Genomic DNA, 14,664 nt, shown 5'->3' with positions numbered 1-14,664 from the left:
CTTATTAATCACTTTTAATTATCAATTTAACAAACAAAAATATTTGTTTCTATTAACGAAACTTCCTAGAATATTCGGGGGTGAAATCAACCAAGCAGCAATCAGGTTGAATTTCGCTTTCTAGTCTCAAGCAAAAAAGTTTGTGGCGGGGGAAGCAATTTGAACATCCTAGAATTTTCTCTATTAGTATGGTTCGGCTCGTTTGTTGCCGGATTTTTGGGGGCACTAACTGGGTTAGGTGGTGGAGTAGTAATTGTCCCCTTTTTAACATTGATCTTTGGGATTGATATTCGTTATGCGATCGGTGCTTCATTAGTATCTGTAATTGCTACATCTAGTGGAGCCGCATCAGCTTACGTTAAAGAAGGCTATACAAATGTGCGGCTAGGGATGTTCCTAGAAGTAGCAACAACCTTTGGCGCAATAGTTGGAGCAATTGTAGCAGCGAAAATTTCTACGCGATCGCTTGCTATTGTATTTGGAATCGTTTTACTCTACTCCGCCTACTTATCTCGTCAAAACCCACCTGAACACCTCAACAATTTGCCGCCAAATTCTCTGGCAATCCGTCTTAAGCTGAATGGTACTTATCCAACTCCCACAGGAGAACAGTCTTATAACGTGCGCGGTGTGCCCTTCGGATTTGGATTGATGTTTTTCGCTGGCATACTTTCAGGAATGCTTGGTATTGGTTCGGGAGCGCTTAAGGTGTTAGCAATGGATAAAATCATGCACATTCCCTTTAAAGTGTCAACCACCACCAGCAATTTCATGATTGGAGTTACGGCGGCGGCTAGTGCTGGCATATATCTGAACCGAGGTTATATTGACCCTGGATTAGCAATGCCTGTGATGTTAGGAGTACTGTTTGGTGCTTTATTAGGAGCGCGGGTATTAGTCAGAGCTAATGTAAATATTTTACGAAATATTTTCAGCGTTGTGATTTTGGTGCTAGCGGTGGAAATGATTTACAAAGGTCTAACGGGGAGGCTTTAGAATGGCGAAAAGCAGGCGTAATAAATCTGAACAACGCTTTGAACAATTTCTCGGCAACCTGTTAAGAATTGGGGTCATTCTTGCCACCACTTTAGTTTTGCTGGGGGGAATTTTGTATTTAATTCGCCACGGAAATGAGGCTCCCAATTATCAGTTGTTTCGGGGAGAATTACCAGAGTTTCGTAGTCCATCGGGGGTGGTGACATCTGTTGAATCTGGCCGTCATCGTGGCATTATTCAACTTGGTTTGTTGGTATTGATTGCTACTCCAGTTGTGAGAGTAGCCTGTTCGCTATTAGTCTATCTGCAACAACGAGATTTTACCTATATTATTGTGACTTTGATTGTACTGTTTGGATTGTTATACAGTCTGATTGGCGGATATTTATAAATTGATACAGGACTCATATTTGATTTTTGAACAAAACTCAGTACACCTTTATCGTAAATTAAAGGGTTTAAGAACCTGCAATCTACATGCAGCACCCATTTCAGTCGGGGTTTGTCTTGAGAAATCGCTCCACTTGGGATGCATCCCAAGACCGCGTTTCTCGCTAAATCCCCCGTTAGCGCTAGCGTAAAGCCTTCGGCATGGCTTCGCTTAGAGCGACGGAGGAGCGTCAGTTGCCACAACGCGGGGAACCCGCGCAAGGCACTTCTCTTCTCTACGAGACGCTACGCGAACGTCTGAAATGTCTTTAATTTTGAATTTTGTTAGCGCAGCGTAAAGCCTTCGGCATGGCTTCGCTTAGAGCGAGTCCGCGAGCGTCATTTTGAATTTTGAATTGTTAATCCTTCTTCCCAGTCCCCAGTCCCTTAGCTCTACGAGTGATTCAGAAATCAAATCCGATTGCTATACCGTTACTATCGTTAAAATAGCCTGTATTAATACTTCTAGCTCAATTGGTTTAGAAATATGCTGTTGAAATCCGGCGGCTAGTGCTTGTTGTTGATTAATTTCTCCCGCATAGGCAGTTAGGGCGATCGCTGGAATTTCTCCGCCTCGATCGGGTGACTGCTTTCTAATTTGACGAATTAGGGTGTAGCCATCCATATCGGGCATACCAATATCACTAATTAACAAATCAAATTTTGCTTGCCCCAAGCTGTTCAGAGCATCATGTGCTGAGTCTGCTTCCGTCACTTGTGCCCCGTACTGTTGTAGCACGAAGGCAATAAACTCCCGCGAATCTCTATCATCGTCTACAAGCAGCGTTTGCAATCCATTGAGAGTGAAGTCTGAGCGATCGCGATCGGCTGTATTAACTTGATTCAATTTTGAAGCAGCGCTCAGTGGAAGTTTGACTGTAAATACTGCTCCTTGTCCTTCTCCAGGACTGTCTGCTTGAACAGTTCCGCCGTGTAATTCAACCAAATGACGGACAATCGCTAACCCTAACCCCAACCCGCCAAATTTTCGCGTCGTTGTCCCATCGGCTTGGCGGAAGTAGTCAAAGACGTAGGGCAGAAATTCACCAGATATACCCCTACCAGTATCGCTGACAGTGATTTGGGTATATTCCGCAGGATGAGTATCTACTTCATCCTTGATTGTTTCTAACCGCACCTCTACTCGACCACCGGGTGAGGTAAATTTAATCGCGTTAGAAAGTAGATTCCAAACAACTTGTTGCAAACGACCAGAATCACCCAACACTTGTCCAACGTTCGGTTCAAATATTGTTTGAATCTGAATGGATTTAGCTTCAGCAGCCAGCCGCACGGTTTCAAGGGCAGCTTTGATGGTAAAAGTTAGACCGACTGGAATTGTGTTTAAACTCAACTTACCTTGGAGAATACGCGACACATCGAGCAAATCTTCGATTAGTTGGGCTTGCAATTTCGCGTTGCGCTCAATGGTTTCGAGGGCGTACTGAGTTTTGGCTGCATCCTGATGACTCTTTTGTAGAATTCTTGCCCAACCCAGAATCGGATTTAGGGGCGATCGCAATTCATGAGATAGCACTGCCAAAAACTCATCTTTGATGCGGTTGGCTTGCTGCGCTTGTTCGGTCTGTTGCTGCAAAGAAATCATTAGTTGATTGAGGCGATCGTTTTGCTCTTGCAGCAAGGCTTCTGATCGTTTACGTTCGGTGATATCAGACAGGATGAAAACGGCACCTGTGAGAGTCCCATCCCCATCAATTACTGGGTCGATGGTTTTGGCAAACCAGCGTTCTTGGGACTGAAATTCGAGAATTTGCCGTTGGTGAGTTTCTTTCGCACGGCGAAAACAAGCGCCATCGCCGATTCCCAATTTTGCGCCCATCAGTTCATGGTGAGCATAACCTAAGATTTCGTCGGAGGGCTTGCCAAAAAGCTGCATCATCGCTCGATTAAAGCGCACAATTATCCCTTCCCGATCTACCAGAGAAACGCCGTCGTTTATGGAGTCAAAGGTGGTTTGCCACTCCCGCGCTGAGGACAAAGCAGCTTCCTCCGCCCGGCGAATTCGCAGCAGCGATCGCACGGTGGCAAGTAGTTCAATTGGTTCAACAGGTTGCACCAGATAAGCATCGGCACCACTATCCAAGCCTTCCGCTTTATCCTGGCTTTGGACAAAACTTGCAGAAAGTTGTAGCACTGGGATAAAAGTCGTTTCCGGGTTTGCCTTAATTTGGCGACAGACTTCAAAGCCACTGATATCTGGTAATTGGACATCTAAAATTACTAAGTCAGGCTGAAAGTTAACAACGGCTTCTAATCCTGTTGCTCCAGTTGCCGCTTCCACGACACTAAAGCCTGCATTTTGCAAAATCCGGTTAACAACGTAGCGATTAGCTTCGTTATCGTCAACATGCAGGATTGTAACCCGTGGCTCAGACATGACTTTCCTCTTAAACCTCTAGAACAAGTCCGGCTTTGACAAGCGCATCTTGAAGTTGAGCAATCGCCGTGGTTTGAGAGCCTATTTCTTTGGAAACAATGGCTATGCTTTGTTTTGCTAATTGGCTGTGCGCTTCTGTATCCAGTTGGGCAGATGAGTGGATGATCACAGGAATCGATTGAGTGACGGAATTGTTTTTCAGCTGCTTGAGTACGTCAAATCCGCCGATCTCTGGCATCTCCAAGTCCAGCACGATCGCGTTTGGCTGCTCCTGTTGTGCCAAATTTAATCCTTCTTGTCCGTTTGCGGCTTCTAAAATACTCAATGGTGTATTTATTAACAACTGTTTCACAAGATATCGATAGGCGGGGTCATCATCAATTAACAAGATTTTTTGAGGCTTGTTCTCAGTAATTAGCCTATTAAGTTTATTTAACAGGGGCAATCTGTCTACCGGCTTAATTAGAAAACCATCTGCTCCTAAGGCCAGAGCTTGCTTCTCGTTATCAACGATGGTAATAACGAGTATAGGGATAGTGCGGGTTGTTTCATCCCCTTTGATTTCTCGCAAGAACGTCCAGCCGTTTTGCCCTTCCAGCAGAATATCTAGCATAATCGCCGCCGGTCGAAGTTTTTGTAAGGCTAGCCTTGCCTGAGCTAAGGTGCGGGTAGCAATCAATTGATAGATTGATTCCTGAAGGTGCTTTTCGTAAATAAAGAGGGTTTCTGGGTGATCTTCAACTACCAGAATGGGCAGGCGAGTTGGCTCAACTGATACGATTGGTTGCAGTATAGTGGGAAATTCGGTGGCATTTGGGTAGACGATGGGAATCAAGGCTGTAAAGGTAGAGCCTTCACCCAGCTGACTTTTCACCGAAATGCTGCCGCCGAGTAGCTCCGCTAGCTTGCGCGATAACGGCAATCCTAACCCGGTTCCCTTCACCTGCTTTTGCAGAGGGGACTCAATTTGCATAAAATCCTCAAAAATCCGTTCGCGATCGGCGGGAGCAATGCCGATACCTGTATCAGATACAGAGAAGGTGACATTATGACCCGTTTGCACAGCGCTGACGCGCACCTCTCCCCGCTCGGTAAATTTGAGCGCATTCGAGACAAAGTTTCTCAGAATTTGAGCGACTTTCCCCTCATCGTTATAGAGCGGCGGAATGTCTTCAGGTTCCTCGACAATCAGCGCTACAGAGGAGCCTTGAACCAATAACGGGCGCAGCATCCCCCGCAGCGTGCCAAACAATTCACTAACTTCAAAAGAACTGGGATGCACTTCAATTTTTCCAGCTTCTACCTTTGCCAAATCCAGCAAGTCGTTGACCAATTCTGATAATCCGCTTGCCGCCTTTTGGATGAATGTCACCTGCTTTTCTTGCTCGATGGTCAAATCGCCATCCATCCGTGCTAGCAGCATCCGAGACAGGGAGAGAATCGAGTTGAGCGGCGTGCGAAACTCGTGGCTCATGTTCGAGAGAAAGCGGGTTTTTAGCTCGTTTACCTGTTGCAGAGAGCTGGCTTTCTCATCCAGTTCTGCATAGAGGGCAACCACACCGCGATTAGTATCTTCCAATTCCTGATTGAGTTGGCTCAGTTCTTCCTCACGCTTCCGTAGCTCTGCCATAGCCCGGAGTAATTCCTGGTTTTGCTGCTGGATTTCTTGATAGGGATTTTCAGGCGATCGCCCAATTACGGTTTCTCGAATCTGCTGCAATTGCGAATCGGTGAAATTAGGTGTGCGCTTCGACAACCTTTTACCGATTGTTACCGTTGTTCCTTGCTCCGGCAGTGATTCAATCTCAAAGAAATCCATCAATCTCCGAGTACCCACAATGCCTAGCCCCGCTCCCGTCTCAGAGGTGTAGCGTCCGGCCAAAACATCTGCTAAATCAGGAATCCCCCCACCCCAATCCTGAATCCGAATCAGAAACCCTTGCGGCTCTCCCGCCACAGAAAATTCAACCGTTCCGCCTTGGGCATATTGAAAGGCGTTGCGGGCAATTTCGGAAACTGCCGTTGCCAATCGTGCCCGATCTTGAGCATCAAAGCCCAACTGCTCGGCGATCTCACGAGTTCGTTGCCGAGCTTGCACAACATCCTCTTCGTACTGAATGGCGATCGTAAAAACAATTGTCAAGTCGCTTCACTCCAATTCAAAATTCTTAAACCTTCTGCCCCCTGCCTTAACTGCCCATTCCTTTCGCAACTAACACCGTCACATCGTCCCGCTCCCGGTTAAAGTCTCGGTATAGCACCCCTGCAATCAGGCTGGGATGTTTTTGCATCAAGCCTGGATAGCGATCGATCTGCCACTTAGCGCTTAATCCGTCAGAATGCATAATTAAAATTCCGTTGGCATACCAGGGATAGCTAAACTCTTGAATTTTGCGGATTTCATGTCCCACCGTGCCATTGTGAGATAACAGATGGCGATGCTCAGTAAAGGAGAAAATGCTGGCAGCGATATTGCCAATTCCGGCAAAGCGGACAGACTGTTGTTCAAAATCGATTTCGGCAATAGCCAGTGCTGCGCCTCGCGTACTTCGCAAGGCGGCGTGGGCAGCTTCGACGATCGCACCTGGAGAACGATGAAGATTTTCTTGAAACATTCTCACGGCTGCATCAGCAGCAGAAGCCGCCGCCGGCCCATGCCCTAAACCATCGGCTACTAACAACAGGCTACGGCAACAATCGACTTCCGATGCCCAGGTATCTCCTGAAACTTCTTCTCCTCGTTTGGGCAAACAGATCGCTCCAATTTCTAAAAACTTTTCAGGTTGATGGGGTGCTGAGTCTGGCCAGAGTTGAGCGAGAAGGGCTGTACCTTGGTTGGGAATGGAGTAAATTTCCAATAAACTAGAAAGGCGACGAATTGCACCCATGCCATTGCCCAAGGTTCCGGCTGTGGAAAAGCCATCTTGCAAACACTCATCCACATCGACCATTCCCCGTCCTTTATCTAGCGATAAGATTTCAATGCCAATTCTGGAATCTTCCTTGAGCGATCGCAGCAGCACGACTCCGCCGTGGGCGTGCTGTACCAAATTGTTCGCAATTTCTGTCACCACAATCCCAACCTTGCCCCGTTCTGTTTCCTGAAAACCGAGCCGAGTTGCTAAAGCCATCGCTACCCGTCTGGCTTCTCCAGTCTGGCTAGATTCAGTAATTGTGACGGCAACAGACTCTCTCATTTTATAAGAAGAATTCAGAACTCTGGAGTCAGAATGAGCGTATGAATTCTGTACGAGTGGGTAATGAATATTGGTTAAAAGCAAGTAGAATGGTGGGCGAAAAAAATTAAAATATTCTCGCCTTAAAACTCTATCCCTTTATGGGTAGAGTATTCACCAATTCTGAATTCTGAATTCTGAATTCTGACTCCTGTTTTATTTCCATCGTACAATTATTATCCGTGTCCCTTCTCCCACCGCAGACTGAATATCAAACTCGTTAGCAAGTCGTTTAGCACCACCCAGCCCCATACCTAAGCCGTTGCCCGTGGTGAACCCATCCTTCAGCGCCAGATCGATATCGGGAATACCCGGCCCCCGATCTTCAAAGGTCAGCCGCAGTCCTCGTCGTCGCCCTTCCTGAAGCGTTTCTAGCTTGACTGTGCCGCCCCCCCCGTAGTCTAGGGTATTGCGGGCTAACTCACTGGCGGCGGTCACAATTTTAGTTTGGTCTACTAAGCCAAAGCCAATTTCCACGGCTAGCTGGCGCACGGACTGCCTGACTAAAATCACATCTGTAGAAGATTGAATGTCGATAGTTTCAGTCTTCTGCATCGTCATCTGCACGCCATTTAGTGGCAGTAATTTGATTTGTGGTTTCATTGAGTGACGATCGCAACAATGCCATACCCTTTTCAACATTTAGGGCAGTGCGAATCCCCCTCAGCGACATCCCCAATTCCACTAAGGTGATTGCCACAGCAGGCTGCATCCCAACAACAACTGTCTCAGCATCCAGCACCCGTGACATTCTGGCAATATTGGCTAAAATCCTCCCAATGAAGGAATCAACAATCTCTAACCCCGAAATATCAATCAGGACACCGTGAGCGTGAGTTTGAGTGATGCGGTTTGTCAGGTCTTCCTGTAGCGTCATGGCGAGGCGATCGTGCATATCTACCTGGATCGTCACAAGTAGAAAATTGCCCATTTTAAGTATAGGAATACTTTCCATTGCTTCCTTCCAGCTATTTGGATTGAGAGCGGGTAATGGTCGTTCCTAACCGCTTTAGCGCCGTGAGAAAGGCATCGGCTAAGGTTGCTTTTGTGACTACATTTGTCAAATCAATGCCGAGATAAACGATCGTTTGGGCAATTTGAGGGCGAATGCCACTGATCATACAATCAGCTCCCATAAGACGGGCGGCGGTAACGGTCTTGAGCAGATGTTGAGCAGTCAGGGTATCGACAGTGGGAACCCCGGTAATGTCAATGATGGCAACTTCTGAACTGGTTTCGACAATCTTCTGCAATAACGACTCCATCATCATTTGAGTCCGGGCACTATCCAGGGTGCCGATTATCGGCAATGCCAAAATTCCGTCCCAGAGTTTAACCACTGGGGTAGACAGCTCCATCAACTCTTCCTGCTGCCGCAAAATCACCTCTTCTCGCGCCTTTTGATAGACTTCAATTGTCAGCAATCCTAGCTGATCCAGTAAGTTTGTGGCTAACCAGATATTTTCACCCAACTCTATCGGGTCTTTCAATTGCTGACGCATTCGGTTGAAGAGGGGTTGCTTGAACGAAAAGACGAATGTAGCCGTTTCTGAGGGTGTGAAACCATTTTGCGATCGCGATCGAGAAATGCTGTTGAGCATCTCCCGCATATCTTGCCACGTCGCTGCCTGAATATTGGTAAAGTTGCCCCGCCCAACAGCAATCCGAAACAAACTAAGGAATTCCCGGCACTCCTCCTTTAGCTGTGCTTCTTTAATCAAGCCTCTCCGAATATTCACCGTGGCTAGTTCTTGAGTCCACTCCGACAGCAAGTCTGCCTCGAAGGTTTCTAATATCTCTGATATCTTACTTTCGCTCATCGTTTCTTTGAGGGCAACCGCTTTCATTAGTTCAAAATCAGTGTATGACGATTCAGCCTAAGCTGAAAGCGATGATTACAAAAAGCCTAAAAGCTTGCTAGATATCAAGTACAAGAAATTGGGCAGACATACAGCGTTAACAATTCAAAATTCAAAATTCAAAATTAAATAAATTTCAGACGGGGATTTAGCGAGAAACGCGGTCTTGGGCTTTGTCCAAGTGGAGCGATTTCTCAAGACAAACCCCGACTGAAATGGGTGCTACATGTAGATTGCAGGTTCTTAAACCCTTTAATTTACGATAACTGGGTTGGGCTACGCCTACCCTAAAATTGATTCAGAATCGGCAAAAAAGTTACAAAAAAAATGCGATCGTCTAAAAAGTGTATTCTGACTCCTGAATTCTGGCTCCTGAATTCTGACTCCTGCTGTATTTAATGCAAATTTCGGGACTGTGGTTGAATGGGAAGCGGAGAACGAGAAGGTACTTTATCGCGCTTTAAGAGTAAAGGAAGACTAAGAAACGCCAAAATAATTACTACTCCGGTCATTATCCAAACCATCAACCTATTTGGTCTATAGTCACTTCGTTCAATTTGCCAGAAAACTTGATTGTATCGCCACGCAGCTAACACAATAGTGGAAATTCCAAAAATTACCAAAGCAACACCCAAATTTTCCGAGTTGGATAATTGATGTACGGGAGGTTCTTGTTGAGTAATCGCAAGATTCAACTGGCGCAGAAATATACCAAATCGGGCGATCGCAAAACCAAAGCCAATCAATGCAATTGAAGTGCGTAGCCAAGCCAGAAATGTACGTTCATTCGCTTGATGCTCCCTTTGGCGGTCAATTTTCGGTATTTTATCCATGAGTACTTTTGACGACTATTTACCCTTGAAAAGTATTCATAACGATGAATAGCATGAACTAGCGCCACAAGGTCAACACAGTCTAGGCAGGACTCTGAGAAAACCCCAAGCGATGCCAGAATCTTTACAGCGTTAAAATAGTAAGTAAGGTAAAGATATATATTCAGAGTCAAAATCAATGGCACTATTCGGATTTGGCAAAAAGTCAGTTATGCCCACACCTGAAGAAGCTTTGTCAGGAAGGGCACAATCTATGTCAGTACCCGCCGCTCATTATGTCAACAAGAATCCCTTAAAACCTCCTTTTCCCGATGGATTAGAGAAAGCAATCTTTGGCTTGGGCTGTTTTTGGGGTGCAGAACGCAAATTTTGGCAACTTAAAGGAGTTTACACCACCGCAGTCGGTTACGCTGCTGGGTTAACACCGAATCCCACCTATGAAGAGGTATGTAGTGGGCGAACAGGTCACAATGAAGTGGTGTTGGTTGTGTTTGATCCCAAAGTGATTAGTTATGCCGAACTGCTCAAAGTCTTTTGGGAAAGCCACAATCCCACCCAAGGAATGCGTCAAGGTAATGATACTGGCACTCAATACCGTTCGGGAATTTATGTATATTCCGAAAATCAAAAGCAGCTAGCAGAAGCATCGCGGGAAGCTTATCAGCAAGCTCTCAACGGTGCAGGTTATGGCAAGATTACCACAGAAATCTTGGATGCTCCTGAGTTCTACTACGCTGAAGCTTACCATCAGCAATACCTGGCTAAAAATCCTAATGGGTATTGTGGTTTAGGAGGGACAAACGTATCTTGTCCTGTGGGTGTAGTTGAATCGCAAGTTAGTTGATAGAAATGGAGTTGGTGGGGTAGTCAAGGAGGCAGGAGGCAGGAGGCAGGAGAGGAGCCACCCACAAGGGGTGGGGCTTGAACCTTCCCCCAAAAATGTTAATCGCCCACAAGGGGCGCGGCTTGAAACCCTCTTGGCTTTGTCAACTTAAGGTGAGTTGGAGGAACCTCTCCCTGTCTTGAACTAAAGTTCAAGTCTGTCCCTCTCCGAGTCGGAGAGGGACAATTTTTTTGCAATATTTTAGCCTTGATATGGCATTAGGAATTACGAATTAAATGAGCTATGCGTTTTAACACTTTAACAACAGTATGTAGGTCATCCCCACGATTTAGCGACAGTGTGTAAGATAATGCATATCTCGGTGTAACCTGTTTAGTCAACTTAATAAATTGAAATTCCCGACCATTGATTACAAAACCATAATTAGGTTTATCATTACTAGCATTAGCCAACATATAAGCTAATGCTTGAGGAATTCCTACCTCCAGAGAATAATCTGCTCGTTTTGCCTCAATAACGAGAACCCAAAATGGAGGATTCAACACCAAAATGTCAATACGTCCTCTGATAATCGTGCCTTCGTCTTCAGAAGAGATTTTTACCTCTTGTTCTGAGGCAATGTAGAAAGGCGGTTGATAAAAACCTGCTAGACGCAATAGTGGAGATAGCACCACCATTTTGACTACAGGTTCTAAAATAGGATATTTCGATATATGCAAATATTCTGCTTTGACTTCGTTGAGAGATTGCTTTTCTAAGTCACTCAACTCAGGTAAATCATGCTGCCACTCGGAAAAAAAATCTTCGTCGTCTGCAAGTTGTAGACCAAATTCATCAATCAGTTGGGCTAGGGTGATATCTTTTCCTTGAAGAATTTGAACCATTTGTTGAACCCTTATACTTATCTGGCTAAAAAATCTTCCCTTGAGATTTACCCAAAAGACTGCCTTAAAGTGCAGTTTTAAGCAAAGCGATCGCTCTAACCCACAACATAATACTAATCGGCGCTCCAATTAAAATCCCAGCGATCGCCCAGCCTCTTTGATGCGCCTTGAATTGCTCAATACTGCGCCACCGTCTACTTTTCCAAGCCCATTCATTGCCTTTGGCACCGAGTGCGATCGTCATTACCAAACCAATGTAGGGTACAAAACAGAATACCCCATACCCCACTTGATTCGGCCACATCCACAACCAAGGCATCAGAAATGCACCCCAATTCCAACCGAGAATTTCCTCTGGGACTGTTTCTATAGTATTAAATACACCGCATCCAGAATTGTTGATTATTTCTTTTAGCGGTAAAAGCTGATTCCTGTTTGCAGATTTGATAGTCAGACCAGATTTGAGAGCATTTAGCGCAACGCTTGCACTAGCAAATCTTTGTTCGGGAGCGGGTTCTATCAACTTTTGTAGCCAACTAACAAAACTGGGACTGAGATTAACTCGGTCTGTAAATTGCAGTCGCAAATCCTGTTGGGGTAAATCAGAGGGGGAAGTTCCAGTGAGCAAATGAATCAAAGTTGCTCCCAGTGCATAGAGGTCTGAAGCTGGAACCGCGCGACCACCAAATTGTTCCATTGGGGCATAACCATAAGTACCCACAACGGTAAAAGTAACGCCCTCTCTTGCCGCTTTATCTTGAACTGCACCAAAATCAACTAAATAAATCCGATTATCTTCACCCCAGATTAAATTACTCGGTTTAATATCTCTATGCAACACTCCCGGATTCAATTCATGTAGATAGGTGAGAATATTTAAAACCTCAACAGCAATTTTTCTCGCTCGCTTTTCACTAAACCTTTTACCAAGAGCAAGTTTATCCTTGAGCGACTCACCAGAGATATATTCTTGGATTAAGGCAAACCAGAGTGTGCGATCGTCGATACAAAAATAATCTATATATCGAGGAATGCGGGGATGATTTAGCTGTTTAAGAATTTGTGCTTCCCTCTCAAAAAGTTTCAGGTCATCCCACTGTACAGTACCGCCAAAGGCCAAAAGTTTGACCACAACGGTCGAATTTTCGCCATTAGAGGCTTGTAAATCCAATGCTTGCCAAGTTTGGCGAATCCCATTGTTACCGAGTTGGCGCTGGATTTGATAACGCTCTTGTAATATCTGTTCTGGTTGCAGCATCTTACACCTGCTGGCAGTTTACGCTGATTTGATTCCCTTATATTCAAGGATAGTCATTGTCTAGATAAACTGTGGGAGCCTGATAATTTATTGAAAGCAGTTGAAGATCGCAACTTTGGGGTTATCTAAAAAAATAGTGCGAATAATAATTCGCATGTGTTATAAATGTTCTTTGGTTCCGGTTATCGCGTCTATTTCGGTGAAGATGCTGAAAATATTGTTGTCGTACTGTGTGGAGGCGACAAAAGCACACAGAATCAGGACATCGAAGACGCAAAAGCTTACTGGAAGGAGTACCTAAACGGTGAGAAAATTTAGAACACTTGATGAATTTGAAGAAGAGTACTTCCGTAAGCACCCGGAAGAAATCGACAATTATTTGACGGAGATATTTCAGGAATATGCAGAAGACAACGATTCCGGTGCGTTGTTGGCATCCTTGCGCGTCGTTGCTCGTGTACGAGGAATTAGTGAGATAGCCGAGCAAATAGGCATGACACGTCGGGGATTGCAAAAAGCCTTATCCAGCAATGGCAACCCGCGCCTTGAAAACGTCAATTCCATCATGAAGGCACTGGGATATTGCCTCACGCCACAAAAAATCATGCCTCCATCGACAGAGTAAATCACAACAATTATCGATAGTGACACTATTGGGTTGGGTGCAGAATGTGGGTTAAATAATTCGTAATTCGTAATTCGTAATTCGTAATTAAGTTTTGTGAAAGCGACGCGCAAAGCGAGTCTGCGATAGCGCCGGCGGCAAGCGAGTACTCGAGCGTCGCGTCCGGGGATTTAGACCCCGACCCAAAACTTGCCGGTTATTGAACCGGGGGATTTAAACCCACGGTACTCGGTTAAAAATAATTTTTGCGATAGTAAGCTTGATATTCCGCAGATAGCAGAGGTTCCCACCAATCACGATGATTGAGATACCATTCAACTGTCAAACGTAAACCCTCGGCAATTGTTACTGAAGGTGTCCAACCAAGCTGAGTTTTAATTTTGTTCGCATTAATTGCATATCTCCTGTCGTGTCCCTGTCTATCTTTGACAAAAGTAATCAACTGTTTTGCTGGATGTATTGGTAAATCAGATGCTAATTCATCCATCATCTGACACAAAAGTTGCACGAGGTTAATATTTTCCACCTCATTATTGCCACCAATATTATATGTTTCTCCTGGTTTACCCTGATTAATTACCACATCTAAAGCATGGCAATGATCGCCCACATAAAGCCAATCACGGACATTTTTACCATCGCCATAGACAGGTAATGGTTTCCCGATCAAAGCGTTGATACACATCAAGGGAATTAGCTTTTCGGGAAACTGATAAGGACCGTAATTATTAGAGCAATTTGTGATAATGGTTGGCAGTTGATAAGTATGATAATAAGCACGCACTAAATGATCGCTACCCGCTTTTGAAGCTGAATAGGGACTATTGGGAGCGTAGGGTGTAGTTTCACAAAAAGCTGCATCATCTGCGCTCAAACTACCGTAGACTTCATCAGTAGAAACGTGTAGGAAACGATAATCAGATGGCTGTGCTTTTGCCTGCCAATGTTGCCGAAAAGCTTCTAGTAGGGTGAAAGTTCCCACTACATTAGTTTGCACAAAAGCCGCAGGCCCAAGAATCGAACGATCGACATGAGATTCAGCAGCAAAATGGGCGATGGTATCAATATTCTCGGTTAATAATAGCTTGTCTATGATGGTGCGATCGCAAATATCCCCCTGCACAAACCGGAAATTCTCTCTTCCCTCAACCAGCGCCAAATTCAGACGATTCCCCGCGTAGGTAAGAGCATCTAACACCACCACGCGATCGTCTGGATAAACTTGACACCAGTGATGTACAAAATTTGCCCCAATAAACCCCGCACCCCCAGTAACTAATAACCGCCGATTCATTCCATTTC

The 14,664-nt window shown here is 45.2% G+C and carries 14 protein-coding genes; 4 read left to right on the top strand and 10 right to left on the bottom strand.

The annotated features are described in order from the left end of the window. The first annotated feature begins 159 nt into the window (after positions 1-159). A complete protein-coding gene (locus V7K76_RS22630; protein ID WP_334775709.1) occupies positions 160-996 on the top strand; it encodes a sulfite exporter TauE/SafE family protein in 837 nt (278 codons plus the stop codon). A gap of 1 nt (position 997) precedes the next feature. Next, a complete protein-coding gene (locus tag V7K76_RS22625; RefSeq protein WP_334775710.1) occupies positions 998-1,387 on the top strand; it encodes a DUF1634 domain-containing protein in 390 nt (129 codons plus the stop codon). Between the two features lie 462 nt (positions 1,388-1,849). Here V7K76_RS22625 and V7K76_RS22620 read toward each other — a convergent pair whose 3' ends face one another. From V7K76_RS22620 to V7K76_RS22590, 7 genes are all read right to left on the bottom strand, one after another. Further along, on the bottom strand, positions 1,850-3,823 hold the full coding sequence (locus V7K76_RS22620; protein WP_335030018.1) for a hybrid sensor histidine kinase/response regulator: 1,974 nt from the start codon (positions 3,821-3,823) through the stop codon (positions 1,850-1,852). Between the two features lie 10 nt (positions 3,824-3,833). Then, positions 3,834-5,966, bottom strand: a complete 2,133-nt coding sequence (locus tag V7K76_RS22615) for an ATP-binding protein (protein ID WP_334775712.1) — start codon at positions 5,964-5,966, stop codon at positions 3,834-3,836. 46 nt (positions 5,967-6,012) lie between these two features. Beyond that, positions 6,013-7,020 carry an ATP-binding SpoIIE family protein phosphatase gene (locus V7K76_RS22610; RefSeq protein ID WP_334775713.1) on the bottom strand — a complete coding sequence of 336 codons (1,008 nt, stop codon included), beginning with the start codon at positions 7,018-7,020 and terminating at the stop codon, positions 6,013-6,015. 195 nt (positions 7,021-7,215) lie between these two features. After that, positions 7,216-7,614 carry an anti-sigma regulatory factor gene (locus tag V7K76_RS22605; protein WP_334952632.1) on the bottom strand — a complete coding sequence of 133 codons (399 nt, stop codon included), beginning with the start codon at positions 7,612-7,614 and terminating at the stop codon, positions 7,216-7,218. Then, on the bottom strand, positions 7,601-8,014 hold the full coding sequence (locus V7K76_RS22600) for an STAS domain-containing protein (RefSeq protein ID WP_334775715.1): 414 nt from the start codon (positions 8,012-8,014) through the stop codon (positions 7,601-7,603). The genes V7K76_RS22605 and V7K76_RS22600 overlap by 14 nt, the downstream gene beginning before the upstream one ends. 13 nt (positions 8,015-8,027) lie before the next feature. Beyond that, entirely contained in the window at positions 8,028-8,906 is an 879-nt protein-coding gene (locus tag V7K76_RS22595) for an STAS domain-containing protein (RefSeq protein WP_334775716.1), read from the bottom strand. A 407-nt stretch (positions 8,907-9,313) separates the two neighbouring features. After that, positions 9,314-9,751 carry a YidH family protein gene (locus V7K76_RS22590; RefSeq protein WP_334775717.1) on the bottom strand — a complete coding sequence of 146 codons (438 nt, stop codon included), beginning with the start codon at positions 9,749-9,751 and terminating at the stop codon, positions 9,314-9,316. A 178-nt stretch (positions 9,752-9,929) separates the two neighbouring features. Here V7K76_RS22590 and msrA point away from each other — a divergent pair, with 178 nt between their 5' ends. After that, positions 9,930-10,595 carry a peptide-methionine (S)-S-oxide reductase MsrA gene (gene msrA / locus V7K76_RS22585; RefSeq protein ID WP_334775718.1) on the top strand — a complete coding sequence of 222 codons (666 nt, stop codon included), beginning with the start codon at positions 9,930-9,932 and terminating at the stop codon, positions 10,593-10,595. Positions 10,596-10,852: 257 nt separating this feature from the next. On the opposite strand, the gene V7K76_RS22580 is transcribed toward msrA, so the two are convergent. Together V7K76_RS22580 and V7K76_RS22575 are read right to left on the bottom strand one after the other, a co-directional pair. Further along, the gene (locus tag V7K76_RS22580) at positions 10,853-11,479 is read right to left on the bottom strand and encodes a type I restriction endonuclease (RefSeq protein ID WP_334775719.1); all 627 of its coding nucleotides are present in this window, start codon (positions 11,477-11,479) and stop codon (positions 10,853-10,855) included. 64 nt (positions 11,480-11,543) lie between these two features. Further along, positions 11,544-12,737, bottom strand: a complete 1,194-nt coding sequence (locus tag V7K76_RS22575) for a serine/threonine protein kinase (protein WP_334775720.1) — start codon at positions 12,735-12,737, stop codon at positions 11,544-11,546. 304 nt (positions 12,738-13,041) lie between these two features. Between V7K76_RS22575 and V7K76_RS22570 the strand changes: the two genes are divergently transcribed. Beyond that, entirely contained in the window at positions 13,042-13,362 is a 321-nt protein-coding gene (locus V7K76_RS22570; protein WP_334775721.1) for an addiction module antidote protein, read from the top strand. A 232-nt stretch (positions 13,363-13,594) separates the two neighbouring features. Here V7K76_RS22570 and rfbB read toward each other — a convergent pair whose 3' ends face one another. Then, positions 13,595-14,656, bottom strand: coding sequence for a dTDP-glucose 4,6-dehydratase (gene rfbB / locus V7K76_RS22565; RefSeq protein ID WP_334775722.1), 1,062 nt, complete (start codon positions 14,654-14,656; stop codon positions 13,595-13,597). Positions 14,657-14,664 lie beyond the last annotated feature (8 nt).

Source organism: Nostoc sp. (assembly GCF_036917975.1).
Lineage (GTDB): Bacteria > Cyanobacteriota > Cyanobacteriia > Cyanobacteriales > Nostocaceae > Nostoc.
This window is presented reverse-complemented; position numbering and strand designations above follow the sequence as displayed.